The organism is Martinezella rhizogenes (genome assembly GCF_027460065.1).
Lineage (GTDB): Bacteria > Pseudomonadota > Alphaproteobacteria > Rhizobiales > Rhizobiaceae > Agrobacterium > Agrobacterium rhizogenes_C.
On the sequence record NZ_JAPYZZ010000007.1, the window covers coordinates 399,498 to 415,725 of the forward strand.

Sequence of the window (16,228 nt, forward strand, 5' to 3'; positions counted from 1 at the left end):
GAGCCGCCGGGCGGCCGTTAACAATCGCCGCACCTGTCGTCTGTTTCCGAAGATATGCGGCGGTTTCGGGAGCGCGCGTCACATGAACAGGATGAGACGCGACGCGCTTTAAAGCCGGGAAATCACCGAAGGATCGCCTTCGGGGTTCTGCTGCGCCAGCGCCCGGTCGATGATGGCGGGCACGATGTCCTTCACCTCATCGACGATGAGCGGGTTCAGAAGATGGGCGCGGTGGATGAAGCCCTGGTCGCGCATGTGCTGCACCAGTTCCAGCATGGGGTTCCAGAAGCCGTTGATATTGGCGAAGACCATCGGCTTGGCGTGCCGGCCGAGCTGTGCCCAGGTCATGATCTCGACGATCTCTTCCAGAGTGCCTACGCCACCGGGCAGGGTCACGAAGGCGTCCGAGCGCTCGAACATCATATGTTTGCGCTCATGCATGTCCTTGGTGATGACAAGCTCGTTCAATTGTCCGAGAGAATGGCGTGTTGCCTCCATATCGACCAGAAATTCCGGTATGATGCCGGTCACTTCGCCGCCATTGGAGAGAACGCCGCTGGCAACCGCGCCCATGATGCCCTTGGTGCCGCCGCCGTAGACGAGGCGAATGCCATTTTCGGCAATGGATTTCCCAAGCGCGCGGCCTGCTTCCATATGAGCCGGGTCACGTCCGGGCTGGGAGCCGCAATAAACGCAGATGGATCGAATCGCTGTATTTTTGTCCGTCATGGAGGGAAGGAACAATGTGCGATGCGGCACGTCAAGAAAATTTGGGAAATCCCTTGCAAATATGGCCTTTTGGCCACTGGCCGCTTGTCTGGGGCAAGGTAAGACGCTAGCAATCTCAACTCGTGTGAAAAGCTTGAAATATCCGGAGATTCCAGGATGAAAAACAATAAGGCCGGTTTGCTGGCGCTGATCGTGCTGGGCATTGCGTCCCTGCTCATGATCTTTTTCGTCCTGCCGAGGATTTCCAATGACGGCAAACCGATCGGCGACGCCATCAACGAGGCGGGCAATGCCGTGAAGAACAGCGTTGAAATGGGAGCCGACAAGGCGGGCGACATCCTCTCCGACGCGGCCGAAGAGACGGCCAATATTGCCGACAAGGTCGGCCGCCGTGCGGCTTCCGCAACCCAGTCGATCAAGGACATGGCCTCGCTTTTCGCCGACAACAAGGTTCCGTCCGACACCGATTTCGCAGCCGCCCGCAAGAAGGTCGAGGCTTCGCTGAAGGAGCTGACCAATATCGACATTCCCGAGTCGCTGGACGAAACCACGTCGCGGCTCATCACCACGGCGCGTGCCGCTGCCGAACGCACTACCGCCTTCCTGCGCGGCCTGCCTGACAATGCGGCCGCCGCGGCAGCACAGGTCCGCCGTCTGGCAGGCGTATTCGCCGGCACCGACGACGGCGCGCCTGAAGCCGCAAAACCGGCCGCTGCGCCCGCCGATGCCGCCCAGTCCTCTTCCGGCACACCGACCTTCGACGTGTTGCGCGTCGAGCCCGATGGTTCAGCCGTAATTGCCGGCAAGGCACAGCCGGGTGCAAAGCTTGAAATACTGAGCAACGGCAAGGTGATCGCCCAGACGACCATCGACGGCACGGGCGATTTCGCCGCCGTTTTCGACAATCCCCTGCCGCCCGGCGATCATGAGCTGGTGTTGCGTTCAACCGATGCCAACGGCAAGGCGACGCAGTCCGAAGAAGTGGCAACCGTTTCCGTGCCGCAGAGCAAGTCGGGCGAGCTTCTGGCCATGGTTTCCAAACCCGGCAAGGCAAGCCGCGTGCTGGCCATGCCGGAGGCCGCACCTCCGGCGCTCCAGCCGCAGCAGGTCACGCCGCCACAACCGTCTGCCGCAACTTCCGAAACCACCGCCAACAACACGCCCGTACCCTCTTCCGGCACTGCCGCCCCCGCCGCTGCCGGATCGACTGCCGTTGCCCCGCTCACGTCGAGCGTTCAGGTCACCGCCGTCGAATTCGAGGGATCGAAGATTTTCGTCGCGGGTTCCGCGCCCGCCGGTTCGACCGTTCGCGCGCTTGTCGATGACAAGGAAATCGGCAAGAGCACGACCGAGGCCTCCGACCATTTTGTCATCGAAGGCGATGTCGATCTGGCCGTCGGCAGCCATATCATCACCGTCGAGGAACTGAATGCCGACGGCACGGCGAAGGTGCGCGTGCGCGTTCCCTTCGAGCGGCCGCAGACCGATCAGGCAACCGTCGCCATGCAGGCCCCGTCGACCTCATCTTCGGCCAACACGACCGCGGCACCGGCCGAAAACCAAAGCACGGCAAGCGACCGCGCCGCATTTGAAAAGCTGCGCACCGATGTCGCCAAGGCATTCGGCATCCTGTCCAATCTCTACAAGGATCAGGCGACGCCGGCGCTCGATCAGGCCATTGCCGGCCGCTCGGCGGTGGTGATCGCGCTTAAATCACTCTCCGAGTTCCGCACCGCCGCTGCCACGGAGCCTGACTTCACTGCTTTTGCCGGCGATATCACGGGCAAGGCGCGTCAGCTGCTTGCGACGGTCGAAGCCTGGCCGAACGATGTGGCAGCCATCGGCAAGGGCATCGCCTCGCTGGCAAGCCGCCTCGCCGAACTGCACATCATCGCTCCGCCTGCCCCCGCGCCGCAGGCTCCTGCCGGCCCGCAGACCTTCGAGCAGGCACCGCTTGCCGAAAGCCAGAACAGCGTCATCATCCGCCGCGGCGACACGCTGTGGCAGATTTCCCGGCGCGTTTACGGACAGGGCGTGCGTTACACCACGATCTACCTCGCGAATGAGGACCAGATCAGAAACCCTGATCTGATCGAGCCCGGCCAGATTTTCGGCGTGCCGAAAGAGGCACTGCCGAACGCGGAGGAACTCCACCGCAAGCGGCTGAAGAGCGGCTCCTGAGGATGTGAAGACGTTGCGGTGAACCCGCAACGTCCCTATCTGTGACACGCGCGGCGGCTTGACCAAAGCCGCCGTCCTGCTGTCGGCTTCCGGCAGTGACCGGAGAGAATGATGGCCACGAAGAAAAAAACCATTTCGGCGGATTCCAGCAATCCGACCCAGACCCTTGTCAATCTCTGGCCCTATATGTGGCCCGAGGGCCGCTGGGACCTGAAGATGCGGGTGATCTGGGCAACCGTTTTCCTCATCGTCGCCAAGCTGGTGCTGATCGCCGTTCCCTATTTCTTCAAATGGGCAACGGATGCGCTGAATGGCAAGCTCGACATGGCGGGTCTGGTTCCGGCCTTCCTGCTCGGCGCGGTGGCGCTGGTCATTGCCTATAATCTGACGCGGCTGATCCAGGTCGGGCTAAACCAGCTGCGCGATTCGCTGTTTGCCAGCGTCGGCCAGCATGCGGTGCGCCAGCTCGCCTATCGTACCTTCGTGCACATGCACCGGCTTTCGCTGCGTTTCCATCTGGAGCGCAAGACCGGCGGGCTTTCGCGGGTGATCGAGCGCGGCACCAAGGGCATCGAAACCATTGTCCGCTTCACCATTCTCAACACCGCACCAACCTTCATCGAATTCCTGCTGACGGCCATCATCTTCTGGGCGTCCTATGGTTTTTCCTATGTGCTGGTCACCGTCGTCACCGTCTGGGCCTATATCTGGTTCACGGTCAGGGCCAGCAACTGGCGTATCGGCATCCGCCGCGCCATGAATGACAGCGATACCGACGCGAATACCAAAGCGATCGATTCGCTGCTCAACTTCGAGACCGTCAAATATTTCGGCAATGAAGAGATGGAGGCGCGGCGTTTCGACGTCGCCATGGAGCGTTACGAAAAATCGGCGATCTCGATCTGGACCTCGCTCGGTTGGCTGAACTTCGGCCAAGGCGTGATCTTCGGCATCGGCTCCACGGTCATGATGGTGATGTCGGCACTGGCCGTGCAGCGCGGCGAGCAGACCATCGGCGATTTCGTGTTCGTCAATGCGCTGCTGCTGCAGCTTTCCGTGCCGCTCAATTTCATCGGCTTCGTCTATCGCGAAATCCGCCAGGGCCTGACCGATATCGAACAGATGTTCGATCTTCTCGAGGTAGAGGCCGAAGTCACCGACAGGCCGGATGCAAAGCCGCTTGCGGCCGGCCCTGGCGCGATCTCCTTTCGCGACGTGCATTTTGCCTATGATCCCGAACGACCGATCCTCAAGGGCGTTTCCTTCGATGTGCCGGCCGGCAAGACGGTGGCGATCGTCGGCCCTTCCGGTGCGGGAAAATCGACGATCTCGCGGCTGCTCTATCGTTTCTACGATATTCAGGAGGGTGCGGTTACCATCGACGGACAGGATATTCGCGACGTGACGCAAAAGAGCCTGCGCTCGGTGATCGGCATGGTGCCGCAGGATACGGTGCTGTTCAACGACACGCTGGCCTACAACATCCGTTACGGCCGCCCCTCCGCCACCGACGAGGAGCTGAAGGCAGCGGCGGATGCGGCGCAGATCAGCGCCTTCATCGGCAAGCTGCCGGACGGTTACGCCACCATGGTCGGCGAACGCGGTTTGAAACTGTCGGGTGGTGAAAAGCAGCGCGTGGCGATCGCCCGGACCATCCTCAAGGCACCGCCGATCCTGATCCTCGATGAGGCGACGTCGGCGCTCGATACGCATACCGAGCAGGAAATCCAGAGCGCCCTCGACATCGTCTCGAAAAACCGCACGACGCTGGTCATCGCCCACCGCCTTTCCACGGTCATCCACGCGGATGAGATCATCGTGCTGAAGGAAGGCCTGATCGCCGAACGGGGAACGCACGCCTCGCTGATGGCGCAAAACGGCCTCTACGCCTCGATGTGGAGCCGCCAGCGCGAGGCGATCCGCGCCGAAGAGATGCTGCGTCATGTTCGCGAAAGCGACGATCTCGGCGTGGTGGATCGCGGCGAACCGGCGCATTGACGGCATAAACTCGGCATAACTCCGGGGGAACCGGGGCGGGAGACCCGCCGGGCCATTGCCGGGCGGGACGTTTGGCTGTAACCAGCAAGGCGAAGTTTGTCGCATGCCCGTATGGATCGTGTCGTATGAAGACCACATATGAAGGCGCAGACAAAAACCGGAGCAAGGAACCCTATGAATCTGTTCGACACCATTCGCAACACCATCGTACCGATCCACAAGGAAGGTTATGTCTTCGTGGCGGCCTTCTTCGTCGCATCGCTGGTGCTCGGCTGGATCGCCGAACCGCTTTTCTGGGTTGGTCTCGTGCTGACGGCCTGGTGCGCCTATTTCTTCCGCGATCCCGAGCGTGTCACCCCGCAGGATGACGACCTCATCATCAGCCCTGCTGACGGCAAGGTTTCCGCCGTGCAGAGCGTCATTCCGCCGCTGGAACTGGAACTCGGCAAGGAACCGCTGGTGCGCATTTCGGTGTTCATGAACGTGTTCAACTGCCATGTGAACCGTGCGCCCGTGCGTGGCCGCATCGTCAATGTCGCTTACCGTCCCGGCCTCTTCCTCAATGCCGAAGTCGACAAGGCTTCCGAGGACAATGAGCGCAACGGCCTCGTCATCGAGACCGCGCATGGCAAGGTCGGCGTGGTGCAGATCGCCGGCATGGTTGCGCGGCGCATCGTCTGCTGGGTGAAGCCGAATGAACCTGTTGATGCCGGTGAGCGTTTCGGCCTTATCCGTTTCGGTTCGCGCCTCGATATCTTCCTTCCCGCTGGTTTCGAGCCGCGTGTATCGGTCGGCCAGACGGCGATTGCCGGTGAAACCGTGCTTGCCGAATTCGGCTCGGCCAAGGGTCCGGTCCTTAGCCGTCGCGGCTGAAGACAAACAGGAAGGGCATGCGCATGGAAACGCCGGCAGCAGAGTCACAGCAGAACGGAAAACATGAGGGCCGCGACGATAGCGGCCGTGGGCCACGCCTGAGGGAAATTCCCTTTCGCCTCGTCGTTCCCAATCTCATCACTGTTCTCGCTATCTGCGCTGGCCTGAGCGGCGTGCGCCTTGCCATTGAAGGCCGATTCGAACTGGCGGTCGGCATGGTGCTGCTCGCCGCCTTCCTCGACGGTATCGACGGGCGCATTGCCCGCATGATGAAGGCGACCTCCAAATTCGGCGAACAGATGGATTCGCTTGCCGATATCGTCAATTTCGGTGTCGCCCCTGCCCTCGTCGTTTATATCTATCTGCTCGATCAGGCACGTTCGATCGGCTGGATCGGCGCCCTCATCTATGTCATTGCCGCCGGCCTGCGCCTGGCGCGCTTCAACGTCATGATCGAGCGGCCGGTAAAAGCGCCCTGGCAGAATGAATTCTTCGTGGGCGTGCCGGCGCCGATGGGCGCCATGCTGGTGCTTCTGCCGGTTTATCTCGGTTTCCTCGGCGTGGAGCCGGACAAGCCCTTCGCTTACGTCGCCGCCGCCTATACGGTCCTGATCGGTTATCTTCTCATCAGCCGCCTGCCGGTCTGGTCGGGGAAATCAAGCACCCGCATCCGCCGTGATCTGGTGCTGCCGATGATCCTCGTCGTCGTGCTTTATGTGGCAATGCTGATGAGCTTCACCTGGGAAGTTCTGGTTCTGACGGTTGCCGCCTATCTCGTCTTCATTCCCATCAGCGCCCGCCTCTGGCACCGCCGCTACGGCACGCTGACGATCGAGGAAGACGCGCATGACGACGCCAATGGTGGCAACGGCCTCGATCGCGGCATTTAAAACCGCAGGTTTATTTTTTCGCCACACAAGCCGGCGCAGGATGTGACGCAAAATGTCGCAGCCTGAAACGCCGGCTTAGTCTTTTTCGCCTCGAATCCGTCAAGATTAGCCTCGAAAGAAGGGGCTCACACGCATCGCAAAGGCGATTGGCGTGAATTGTGGAGAGAGAGAAATGACGAACGAGACGAAGGCACAGCCGCAGGCCAAGCCCGACCTCAAGAGCCACTACCGCCCGCTCGGACTGAAGGCCGTTGCTGCCGCAGCCCTGATGCTGAAGCGCAAGCCGGCCGCCAAAACCGCCTGAAAACATTCAGTTTTTTGACATCAGCGGATATTGTGGATTTTCCGGAAGACGGAGAGATCCTGAAGGAAGATCAACAATCTCGCGGCGCCTTCTGCAGGCGCCGTTTTTGTTTTTTATGTTCCGCGATATTGCGGAGCGCAAACCATTCATAGAATTGGCAGAATTCTGTAACGAAGCCGCAACGAAACTGCAGTACAAAGCCCGGCTTCGACAAGAAGGCTATACGAGCGCCAACGTATAGATTAGTGAATACAAAAGAACTTTTCCATTCCGCATTTTTTTCCACAACAATGCATAAGCTGGCCTTCGAATTCGCGGATACGCGAATGACGAATATTCGGCGTTGAGGAAAGACTGGGGAGACGGGCCAGGGGGGCTTGGGACGGCCATGCAGGATAAAATCCTTCTGATTGAAGATTCCGTTGCTCTTTCCATGCTGCTGAAAACGCGGCTTTCGGAGGAAACGGAAGCCGAGGTCGTCCATTGCGCCAGCATGGCCGATGCCGATGCTCTGATGCAGGCCAATAATTTCACGCTGGCGCTGACGGGTCTCAACCTGCCCGATGCGCCGAAAGGTGAAATCCTGACACTTCTGTCAGAACACAAAGTGCCGGCCATCGTCTTCACCGCAACGGTGGATGAGGAAGCACGCAAGCGTTACGCCGAAAAGAAAATCATCGACTATATCGTCAAGGACGGTCATCGCACCGTCGATGCGGTGGTCAAGACGGTCGACCGGATTTTGACCAACAAGCGCTTTTCCGTTCTGGTGGTCGATGATGCGCGCACGGCGCGCTCCGGCCTCGTGGAGATTCTGGAGCGACAGAATTTCAAGGTCAGCGAAGCCCATTCCGGCAACCGGGCGCTGGAAATCCTGTCGCAGGATCGGTCGATCCAGCTCGTCATTACCGATTACCACATGCCTGACATGGATGGTTACGAACTCACACGGCGCATCCGTGACAGCCGGTCCTCCGAAGACCTGCGGGTGATCGGCATATCCTCCTCCACCGACCGCCTGCTTTCGGCAAGCTTCCTCAAGGCCGGCGCGTCGGATTTCGTCTACCGCCCCTTCGTGCCGGAAGAATTGCAGTGCCGCATCGACAACAATATCGAGACGCTGAAGCAGCTCAAGCGCCTGCGTGAACTGGCCGAGCGGGATCACCTCACCGGCCTGCCCAATCGCCGCTCCTTCTTCGAGCGTACGCGGGCGCTGATGGATGTCATCAATGACAATGACGAAAGCGGCGCCGTCGCCATTCTCGACATCGACCATTTCAAGAAGATCAACGACACGCTGGGGCACGATGCCGGCGACAGGGCGCTGAAGAAGCTGGCCGAACTGCTGCATGGCATGTGCGACGAGCAACGCCATATCCCCGCCCGCCTCGGCGGCGAGGAATTCGCCGTGTTCCTGCGCGGGCTGGACGCGCGGGCCGCCTATGCCTTCTGCGAGGAACTGCGCGAGCAGGTGGAAAAGAACGGCCGACAGCTGAGCGGCAGCAGCCTGGCGCTGACGATTTCACTCGGCGTCGTGGAGATCGAAAAGGGCGAGCCCTTCGACAACCAGCTGAATGCGGCGGATCAGTTGCTCTATCTCGCCAAGGCGAATGGCCGCAACCGCGTCTACTCCGACATCATGATCCAGGAAGGCCTGCAGAAGATCGGGCTGAACGGGTGATAGCTCCGGAGAGCTCGTTATCCGTGTGATCGAGCGGGAGCCGCTTGTTTCTTCTCCCCGCCGGGGAGAAGTCCGCGGCAGCGGGATGAGGGGGCAAGCTCTCCGCATATCGCTGGCGTTACCCCCTCATCTGACCCTTCGGGCCATCTTCTCCCCGGCGGGGAGAAGAAATACGCGGCGACCTTCAGCCCCAAAGATTAAACGCAAATGTGCAGGTTTCTCGTCAAAACAGCGACATCTGCCCGTCATCTTTCGCCGGCCTGATCTTCGCCAGTGGCGCGCTTTCCGGCACCGGATCAATGAGATCGGGGCCCACATTGGCGACCTTGTTGACCTTGTCCGAGACCGGAATCATCTCGAAAAAATCGTCCTGAACCGGCCGCATCAGGTCGGCGACCTCGCGTGGTTCCTGGGTCTTGCAGTCCAGCCAGCGGCTGAAATCCTCTGGCGCGATAATCACGGGCATACGGTCGTGGATGCGGCCGATCGCGGCATTGGCGGCGGTGGTGAGGATTGCGCCGGTATCGACTTCCGAGCCATCGGCAGATGACCAGGTTTCCATGAGACCTGCGAAAGCGACGATGCCACCGTTCTTCGGGCGGATGAAATAGGGCTGGGCTTTGCCGCCCTCCTCCTTCGGCGGGCGTCGCCATTCATAAAAGCCCGTTGCCGGGACGAGTACACGGCGATGGCGCATGGCGGCGCGGAAGGAAGCCTTGCCGATTGCGGTTTCGGAACGGGCATTGATGAGCAGCGGAAAGTCCTTCGGATCCTTAACCCAGCCCGGCATGAAACCCCAGCGCACCAGCACGGCCCGGCGGTTGGGCAGGTTGCTGCCACGCTCCTGCCGCTCGCCTTCCATGACGACCAGAATGGGTTGGGTCGGCGCGATGTTGAAACGGGCCGGAAAGTCCTCAAGGCCGATCAGATCGAGATAATCGGCGATCTCTTCCGGCGTCGCCTTCAGCACGAAACGTCCGCACATCGCCTTCTCCTCAACCCCTTGGTCCGAACAGGATGATGGCGGTGCCGGCAAGGCAGACGACGCCGCCGGCAATATCCCACCTGTCCGGCGCATGGCCTTCCACACCCCAGAGCCAGAACAGTGAAGCGGCAATATAGATCCCGCCATAGGCGGCATAGGCCCTGCCCGCAGCCTCGGTCGGGACCAGCGTCAAAAGCCACGCGAAAGCCGCCAGCGCCACCATGCCTGGCAGCAATATCCACCCGGTCTTGCCGAGTTTCAGCCAGGCCCAGAAGGAGAAACAGCCGGCGATTTCGGCGACGGCCGCCAGAACATAGATAAGATAGACCTTCATTCCACCGTCTTTAGCATGCACAATCACGCCCGTTCCGGACTATAACCATCGGCGCGGAAACCGGAATCGATTTTTCCGAGCGACGATACCACTATAGACAGGCCGCAAACGGCCGAAACAAGCGAAACCATTCATGACCCTTCGTATCAAGCCACGCGCCGCCTCCTCCGCGATCGTCAGGAATGGAGACCGGCTGCTTCTGGTGCGCCGTATCAATCCGCCCTCCAAGGATATGTTCGCCTTTCCGGGCGGACGAGCCGAAGAAGGGGAAACCCCGGACGAGACGGCATTGCGCGAGTTGCAAGAGGAAACCGGCATCGTCGCCCGCGGGCCACAGCTTTTCGCGACCTACGATCTTCCCACCCGTGACGCTGAGGGCGTGCTGACGAGCCACTATTTCCTGTCAGTCTTCACCGTGGAAACCGATGCCGATCCGCTGGTGACTATCGGTGACGATGCGGCGGATGCGGGCTGGTACACATTGGCGGAGATTCGCCTTCTGCCAGCGCCCGAAAGCGTCGTCGAATGCGCCGAGCGCCTGCTTGCATGATTGCCAGCCAGCCAGAATCGCTATTATCTACGACCCATCCGCCCGCCGGATGGTCACGAGCCAACAGTTCACGCGTATGTGTGGGGCAGAGTAGAATTTTGATACGACCAACCATCTTCCTGTCTCTTTTTCTGACAATGCTTGCCGTATCAGGGCAAGCAGGCATCGCTTATGCGCAGCCTTCAAAATCCGTTTCTACGGCGCGTCCTGCGGAGACAATGCCGCCCAAACCCGCTCCATATGATGACAAGCTGGCGCGGCTTTCGGAAATATTGGGCGCGGTGCAATATCTGAGAACATTGTGCCCCTCTTCCGGACCGGAGGACTGGCGCAAATCGATGAGCGACCTTCTGGCTGCGGACACCGCCAGCGAACCCGAACGACGCCAGCGCATGACGGCTGCATTCAACCGTGGATACCGCTCCTTTGCGGCCATCCACACCAGTTGCACACGCGCCGCCATCATGGCAGAAGAGAACTACCGTAACGAAGGGGCAACACTCGCGCAGGAAATCGCGTCCAGGTTCGGAAATTAAAGGTTTATTAACCTCTTTTCGCCGCAGCCCGTGCCGTTTTGATAAAAGGCTGCTAGTGTTGTTAACAGGGTGGTAAGGACTTGCCCGCCCTGTCGAGGATGAAAAATGCAGACAAGCCGTAACGAAATCGACGATATGATCGTGCATGAAAAGATGCAGGTCGCTCTGGAACACCAGAACGAGGCATGGGCTGACGGCATGGCCGACGGCATCGAGCCTGAGATCATCGCCGATGCCGCGATCGCTCTGGCCATGCGCGAAACCATCCGTATTCACGGCGAGGCCGGCGCGGAAGCAATGCTGGAATCGCTGCGCCAGCGTATGCTTCAGGGCGAATTTTCGCCGCAGCGGATTATACAGTAAAGCCGGAGTCTATCATGTCCTGCCTGAGCAAGGGGCTTTTGCGCTCTTCCGCCCTGCTGTCCATCCTGCTTGCGCTCGCCGCCGGCCCGATTGGCCTGCCGGATAAAGCCTTTGCCCTTTCCGAGCTGAAGCCGGCGCAGAAGAGCGAAAGCGAACCGCAGGCACAGAACGGCGAACAGCCGCAGCAGGCACAGCCGGCTGAACCTGACGAAGTCGAAGGCGATTCGGAAGGCATTCCCCTGCCCGACCCGCTGGTCGACCGTTCCGCCAGCCAGACAAACCAGCAATCTGCCAAGCCCGACACGACGCCGGAAATGTCCGTTGTGATCGAGCACGATATTTCCAAGGCGCCCGAGCCCGTGCGCAAGCTGCGCCAGCAGATCATCGATGCCGCCGCGTCAGGCGATATCGAGAAACTGCGGCCCTTCATCGTTGCCGGGCAGAATCAGTTCCGCATCGACGGCAGTGACAGCGAAGACCCGATCGCGGCGCTGAAAAGCTATTCCGGTGATCCTGATGGCCTGGAAGTGCTGGCGATCATCATCGACCTGCTCTCCACAGGTTATGCCCATATCGATGCCGGCACGCCGGACGAAGCCTATGTCTTCCCTTATTTCGCCGGGAAGCCGCTGAATACGCTGACTGCGCCGGAAAAGGTGGAGCTGCTGCGCATCATCACGGCGGGCGATCTGGCGGACATGCAGGAATATGGCAATTACAGCTTCTACCGCATCGGCATTTCGCCCGATGGCAAATGGAAGTTCTTCACCGCCGGCGATTGATCGCATCCCGGCGCTTGCCGTTCTTCTACAAAAATCCTAACTGTGCGGAATGAGCATTCCGGCAAAGTGCATCTGCATTTTGCCGGATATTGAATAGTCTCGACGAACCGAACGGTGACGCCATGTCTTCCGCCTTTCTTGCCGACCGCCGCCTGATCCGGGTTTCCGGCACCGGCGCCGAAGAGTTTCTGAATAATCTGATCACGGCCGATATCGAAAATCTGCCGGAAGGCGAAGCCCGCGCATCGGCGCTTCTCACGCCGCAGGGCAAGATCCTGTTCGATTTCCTGATCTGGCGTGACGGCGGGGATTTTCTTGTTGAAACGGGTGCAGCCGAGCAGGACGCGCTGCTGCGCCGCCTGACCATGTACAAACTGCGCGCGCCCGTCGATCTGAAGGCCGAGACCGTGGAAGGCGTCAGCGTTTTCTGGGGCGGCAGCGTGCCGGAGGCAGGCGTGCGGGACGGTCGTTTCGCCAAGGCGAGTGTCGATCTCCGGCGTGTGCCCGACACATCCGCCTCCGGCGACGCCGCAGCCTATGAGGCGCTGCGCGTCGAACACGGCATTGCCGAAGCCGGCCGGGATTATGCGCTACAGGATGCATTTCCCCATGATGTGCTGATGGATGTGAATGACGGCGTTTCCTTCAAGAAGGGCTGCTTCGTTGGCCAGGAAGTCGTTTCCCGCATGAAACACCGCGGCACGGCAAGACGGCGCGTCGTGACCGTTTCGGCCGATGGCACGCTCCCGGTCAGCGGGACGGAGATTATCGCCAATGGAAAACCCGTTGGTGCACTCGGAACCGTCCACGGCAACAAAGCGCTTGCCATCGTGCGGACCGACCGCATTGCCGATGCGCTTGCCGCCGGCACGTCGCTGCTCGCTGACAATGTCGCGGTGAGCGTGGCCCTTCCGGTCTGGACTGGCCTCTCCTTCCCGGCGGCCGATCCGGCGGCGCGGGCGGAGGACTGAGAGTGGCGCCTGCAAAAAGTCCGCGCGCCTGGCAGCGCATGCTGTCGGGACGGCGGCTCGATCTGCTCGACCCTTCGCCGCTTGATGTGGAAATCGCCGATATTGCCCATGGCCTTGCCCGCGTTGCCCGCTGGAATGGCCAGACGCGCGGCGACCACGCATTTTCCGTCGCCCAGCATTGCCTCATCGTCGAGACCATTTTCTGCCGCATGTGCACCGGTGCCACGCCTGATGAGATGCAGATGGCGCTTCTGCACGATGCACCGGAATATGTGATCGGCGACATGATCTCGCCGTTCAAATCCGTGGTCGGCGGCGGTTACAAGACGGTGGAAAAGCGGCTGGAAGCCGCCGTGCATCTGCGTTTCGGCCTGCCGCCGCATGCATCGCGCGACTTGAAGGACCGCATCAAGAAGGCCGACACGGTGGCCGCCTTTTTCGAAGCGACCGAGCTTGCCGGTTTTTCCACCGCCGAAGCCCAGAAATTCTTCGGCCTGCCGCGCGGCATCACCCGCGATATGTTCGATATCATCCCCCTTCCCTCGACGGAGGCGCAAAGACTGTTCATCGCCCGCTTCGAGGCAATCGAGACGCTGCGCGTGACCAGAACCGGGAGTGCGACATGACGGCCATCGTGGTATCGCCGCTGTCGCGGATCGCCGAAATGGCCGTTAAGCACAAGGCTCGAGAAATGGTGACGCTAATCGCCAAGGAGCAAAGCTTTCACCGCCCGGCCGTCATCGCCGCCGAGCGGCACCTGACGCTTGCCATGAACGATATCGCCTTCAAGGGCACCGGCGATCTCATTGCACCCGATGATGCGCATGTGCTGAAGCTGATCGATTTTACGCGCGAATGGGACCAGTCCGCGCCGCTGCTCATCCATTGCTGGATGGGGATTTCGCGCTCGCCGGCCGCCGCCGTCATCGCCGCACTCAGCCTTTATCCCGATCAGGATGATGACGAGCTTGCGCAACGCCTGCGCACCGTTTCACCCTATGCCACGCCCAATGCCCGCATTATCGCCATCGGCGACCGGCTGCTGGGGCGCGAGGGCCGGCTTATCAAGGCGATCAAGGCCATCGGCCGGGGGGCGGATACCGATGGCAACGTGCCTTTCGTGCTGCCGCTTGCCGGCTGAGGCCCGATTTTGGGCGGAACCGCTGCGGCATCCATTCGTTACCAAACCTGAACGGCAATAAAATCACGGGATAATTCATGGAACAACAGGCAACGGATATCATCGTCGCATCGCAGACGGCCGTACGGCAGGCGAGCGCGCTGGCGGTGCAATATTCCTTTTCGGTCATCGGTGCGCTGCTGCTGCTGATCATCGGCTGGCTGGCCGCCACCTTCCTGCAACGCTGGGCCTTTCAGGGCCTGTCGCGCATTCGCGGTTTCGATGCGACGCTCGCCGGTTTCTTCGCGGGTGGCATCCGTTATGTCGTGCTCATTCTGGTCATCGTCATGGTGCTTGGCCAGTTCGGTGTGCAAACGGCCTCCATTCTCGCCGCCCTCGGCGCTGCTGGCCTCGCCATCGGTCTTGCGCTGCAAGGCACGCTGCAGAACATCGCGGCCGGCATCATGCTGCTTGTGCTGCGCCCCTTCCGGGTCGGCGAATACATCGAGACCAGCACGGTCAACGGTACGATCATTGAAATCGGGCTGTTTGCCACCGAACTCAAAACGAGTGACGGGCTTTATCGGCTTGCGCCCAATTCCACGCTCTGGAATGTGCCGATCACCAATTACAGCCGCTTCCCGTCGCGCCGTCACGAACTGAGCCTGACCGTCAAGAACGACGAGGATCTGGCTGCCGCGCAGGACATGCTGATACGCGTGGTGCGCTCCGAAAGCCGGGTGCTGCTGGACCCTGCCCCCGTAACCTTCGTCGATTCCGTCAGCACCGACAGCGCCACCGTCAAGTTGCGTTATTGGGTGCGCAGCGACAGCTATTTCGCAACGACCCGCGATGTGACGAAAGCGATGAAACTCGCCTTTGACGAACGCAAGGCCGAGGTGAGCGCACAGCCCGCCTGAGGCGTGACGGCTCACCCTTCCCGCAGATTTTTGAAGCGCGGTGGCTGAACAGCCATCGCGCTTTTTCATGACGGCACATCAACACGTACCCTTGCATCCCGCCAAAGATGCTTCTATAGGTCGATATGTAATGTTATTACGTTACTTATTTTTGATCGTAGACTGAAGAGGGCCGAAACAATGCAGAAGACACTGACCCGCCTCACCGGCGCGCTCGCACTTGGTTCCATGCTGGTGGCGGCTGCCGCGGCAACGGCTGCCGGTGGCGACAAATCCGCTGCCCACAGCCATGACCATGGTCATGACCACCAGATGAGCGAGGCGGAAAAGCAGATTTACAAGGGTTATTTCGAGGATGCCCAGGTGAAACCGCGCGCGCTTTCCGACTGGGAAGGCGACTGGCAATCGGTTTATCCCTATCTGCTGAACGGCTCGCTCGACAGCGTCATGGCCGACAAGGCCGCACATGGCGACAAGACGGCGGCCGAATACCGCGCCTATTACGAGATTGGCTACAAGACAGACGTCAACCGCATCGTCATCAAGGCCGACAGCGTGGCATTCTACAAGGACGGCAAGCCGGCTGAAGGCACCTATGTCAGCGACGGCCATGAAATCCTGACCTACAAGAAGGGCAACCGCGGCGTACGCTATATCTTCAAGAAGACCGCCGGCGACGAGGCCGCACCGCAATTCATCCAGTTCAGCGACCACTCCATCGCTCCGGTCAAGGCCGGCCATTACCATCTTTATTGGGGCAATGATCGCAAGGCGCTGCTGGATGAAGTCACCAATTGGCCGACCTATTATCCTTTCCTGATGGACGGCGCCGACATCGTGAAGGAAATGGCGGCGCATTAAGCCGTCGTAGGTTCACGGCTTTCCGCAGCGTGAGGAATTCCGAGCGAGCACGTCTTTCGCCTTCTCCCCGCCGGGGAGAAGGTCGCGGCAGCGGGATGAGGGGGCACGGGTGCGGTCTATCGCTGACGTTGCCCCCTCATCCGACCCTTC

General features: G+C 60.5%; 18 protein-coding genes. 15 read left to right on the top strand and 3 right to left on the bottom strand.

The window, feature by feature from the left end:
• Window positions 1–108: 108 nt before the first annotated feature.
• The gene (locus O8B93_RS14285; protein ID WP_080817300.1) at window positions 109–729 is read right to left on the bottom strand and encodes an LOG family protein; all 621 of its coding nucleotides are present in this window, start codon (window positions 727–729) and stop codon (window positions 109–111) included.
• A gap of 156 nt (window positions 730–885) precedes the next feature.
• Between O8B93_RS14285 and O8B93_RS14290 the strand changes: the two genes are divergently transcribed.
• From O8B93_RS14290 to O8B93_RS14315, 6 genes are all read left to right on the top strand, one after another.
• Window positions 886–2,910 carry a LysM peptidoglycan-binding domain-containing protein gene (locus O8B93_RS14290; protein WP_269710606.1) on the top strand — a complete coding sequence of 675 codons (2,025 nt, stop codon included), beginning with the start codon at window positions 886–888 and terminating at the stop codon, window positions 2,908–2,910.
• A 111-nt stretch (window positions 2,911–3,021) separates the two neighbouring features.
• On the top strand, window positions 3,022–4,908 hold the full coding sequence (locus tag O8B93_RS14295) for an ABCB family ABC transporter ATP-binding protein/permease (protein WP_269710607.1): 1,887 nt from the start codon (window positions 3,022–3,024) through the stop codon (window positions 4,906–4,908).
• A 138-nt stretch (window positions 4,909–5,046) separates the two neighbouring features.
• Complete coding sequence (locus tag O8B93_RS14300; protein ID WP_269710608.1) at window positions 5,047–5,781, top strand: phosphatidylserine decarboxylase; 735 nt, start codon at window positions 5,047–5,049, stop codon at window positions 5,779–5,781.
• Window positions 5,782–5,804: 23 nt separating this feature from the next.
• Window positions 5,805–6,671, top strand: coding sequence for a CDP-diacylglycerol--serine O-phosphatidyltransferase (pssA, locus tag O8B93_RS14305; protein WP_269710609.1), 867 nt, complete (start codon window positions 5,805–5,807; stop codon window positions 6,669–6,671).
• A 172-nt stretch (window positions 6,672–6,843) separates the two neighbouring features.
• Entirely contained in the window at window positions 6,844–6,975 is a 132-nt protein-coding gene (locus tag O8B93_RS14310) for a hypothetical protein (protein WP_004440985.1), read from the top strand.
• A 388-nt stretch (window positions 6,976–7,363) separates the two neighbouring features.
• A complete protein-coding gene (locus O8B93_RS14315) occupies window positions 7,364–8,656 on the top strand; it encodes a GGDEF domain-containing response regulator (protein ID WP_269710610.1) in 1,293 nt (430 codons plus the stop codon).
• Window positions 8,657–8,879: 223 nt separating this feature from the next.
• Here the strand turns inward: O8B93_RS14315 and O8B93_RS14320 are convergent, their stop codons facing one another.
• Complete coding sequence (locus tag O8B93_RS14320) at window positions 8,880–9,641, bottom strand: SOS response-associated peptidase (protein WP_269710611.1); 762 nt, start codon at window positions 9,639–9,641, stop codon at window positions 8,880–8,882.
• 10 nt (window positions 9,642–9,651) lie between these two features.
• The gene (locus O8B93_RS14325; protein ID WP_035216073.1) at window positions 9,652–9,975 is read right to left on the bottom strand and encodes a YnfA family protein; all 324 of its coding nucleotides are present in this window, start codon (window positions 9,973–9,975) and stop codon (window positions 9,652–9,654) included.
• Window positions 9,976–10,108: 133 nt separating this feature from the next.
• On the opposite strand from O8B93_RS14325, the gene O8B93_RS14330 reads away from it, so the two are divergent.
• The 9 genes from O8B93_RS14330 (at window position 10,109) to O8B93_RS14370 (ending at window position 16,078) form a co-directional block, all read left to right on the top strand.
• Window positions 10,109–10,525 carry an NUDIX hydrolase gene (locus O8B93_RS14330; protein ID WP_269710612.1) on the top strand — a complete coding sequence of 139 codons (417 nt, stop codon included), beginning with the start codon at window positions 10,109–10,111 and terminating at the stop codon, window positions 10,523–10,525.
• A gap of 98 nt (window positions 10,526–10,623) precedes the next feature.
• Window positions 10,624–11,061: a TIGR02301 family protein gene (locus tag O8B93_RS14335; protein WP_269710665.1), complete on the top strand. Its 438-nt coding sequence runs from the start codon at window positions 10,624–10,626 to the stop codon at window positions 11,059–11,061.
• 105 nt (window positions 11,062–11,166) lie between these two features.
• Window positions 11,167–11,424, top strand: a complete 258-nt coding sequence (locus O8B93_RS14340; protein WP_006314521.1) for a hypothetical protein — start codon at window positions 11,167–11,169, stop codon at window positions 11,422–11,424.
• 14 nt (window positions 11,425–11,438) lie between these two features.
• The gene (locus O8B93_RS14345) at window positions 11,439–12,206 is read left to right on the top strand and encodes a hypothetical protein (protein ID WP_269710613.1); all 768 of its coding nucleotides are present in this window, start codon (window positions 11,439–11,441) and stop codon (window positions 12,204–12,206) included.
• Window positions 12,207–12,328: 122 nt separating this feature from the next.
• Window positions 12,329–13,177 carry a CAF17-like 4Fe-4S cluster assembly/insertion protein YgfZ gene (gene ygfZ, locus O8B93_RS14350; protein ID WP_269710614.1) on the top strand — a complete coding sequence of 283 codons (849 nt, stop codon included), beginning with the start codon at window positions 12,329–12,331 and terminating at the stop codon, window positions 13,175–13,177.
• A gap of 2 nt (window positions 13,178–13,179) precedes the next feature.
• Complete coding sequence (locus tag O8B93_RS14355) at window positions 13,180–13,803, top strand: HD family hydrolase (protein WP_269710615.1); 624 nt, start codon at window positions 13,180–13,182, stop codon at window positions 13,801–13,803.
• Window positions 13,800–14,318 carry a tyrosine phosphatase family protein gene (locus O8B93_RS14360; RefSeq protein WP_269710616.1) on the top strand — a complete coding sequence of 173 codons (519 nt, stop codon included), beginning with the start codon at window positions 13,800–13,802 and terminating at the stop codon, window positions 14,316–14,318. Before O8B93_RS14355 ends, O8B93_RS14360 begins: the two co-directional genes overlap by 4 nt.
• A 77-nt stretch (window positions 14,319–14,395) precedes the next feature.
• Window positions 14,396–15,217, top strand: coding sequence for a mechanosensitive ion channel family protein (locus O8B93_RS14365; RefSeq protein WP_269710617.1), 822 nt, complete (start codon window positions 14,396–14,398; stop codon window positions 15,215–15,217).
• A gap of 180 nt (window positions 15,218–15,397) precedes the next feature.
• Entirely contained in the window at window positions 15,398–16,078 is a 681-nt protein-coding gene (locus O8B93_RS14370; RefSeq protein ID WP_269710618.1) for a ZinT family metal-binding protein, read from the top strand.
• The last annotated feature ends 150 nt before the right edge of the window (window positions 16,079–16,228 follow it).

Coding starts and splice junctions, on each gene's coding strand:
- O8B93_RS14285 (WP_080817300.1), bottom strand. CDS start 729: ATGACGGACAAAAATACAGCGATTCGATCCATCTGCGTTTATTGCGGC.
- O8B93_RS14290 (WP_269710606.1), top strand. CDS start 886: ATGAAAAACAATAAGGCCGGTTTGCTGGCGCTGATCGTGCTGGGCATT.
- O8B93_RS14295 (WP_269710607.1), top strand. CDS start 3,022: ATGGCCACGAAGAAAAAAACCATTTCGGCGGATTCCAGCAATCCGACC.
- O8B93_RS14300 (WP_269710608.1), top strand. CDS start 5,047: ATGAAGGCGCAGACAAAAACCGGAGCAAGGAACCCTATGAATCTGTTC.
- pssA (WP_269710609.1), top strand. CDS start 5,805: ATGGAAACGCCGGCAGCAGAGTCACAGCAGAACGGAAAACATGAGGGC.
- O8B93_RS14310 (WP_004440985.1), top strand. CDS start 6,844: ATGACGAACGAGACGAAGGCACAGCCGCAGGCCAAGCCCGACCTCAAG.
- O8B93_RS14315 (WP_269710610.1), top strand. CDS start 7,364: ATGCAGGATAAAATCCTTCTGATTGAAGATTCCGTTGCTCTTTCCATG.
- O8B93_RS14320 (WP_269710611.1), bottom strand. CDS start 9,641: ATGTGCGGACGTTTCGTGCTGAAGGCGACGCCGGAAGAGATCGCCGAT.
- O8B93_RS14325 (WP_035216073.1), bottom strand. CDS start 9,975: ATGAAGGTCTATCTTATCTATGTTCTGGCGGCCGTCGCCGAAATCGCC.
- O8B93_RS14330 (WP_269710612.1), top strand. CDS start 10,109: ATGACCCTTCGTATCAAGCCACGCGCCGCCTCCTCCGCGATCGTCAGG.
- O8B93_RS14340 (WP_006314521.1), top strand. CDS start 11,167: ATGCAGACAAGCCGTAACGAAATCGACGATATGATCGTGCATGAAAAG.
- O8B93_RS14345 (WP_269710613.1), top strand. CDS start 11,439: ATGTCCTGCCTGAGCAAGGGGCTTTTGCGCTCTTCCGCCCTGCTGTCC.
- ygfZ (WP_269710614.1), top strand. CDS start 12,329: ATGTCTTCCGCCTTTCTTGCCGACCGCCGCCTGATCCGGGTTTCCGGC.
- O8B93_RS14360 (WP_269710616.1), top strand. CDS start 13,800: ATGACGGCCATCGTGGTATCGCCGCTGTCGCGGATCGCCGAAATGGCC.
- O8B93_RS14365 (WP_269710617.1), top strand. CDS start 14,396: ATGGAACAACAGGCAACGGATATCATCGTCGCATCGCAGACGGCCGTA.
- O8B93_RS14370 (WP_269710618.1), top strand. CDS start 15,398: ATGCAGAAGACACTGACCCGCCTCACCGGCGCGCTCGCACTTGGTTCC.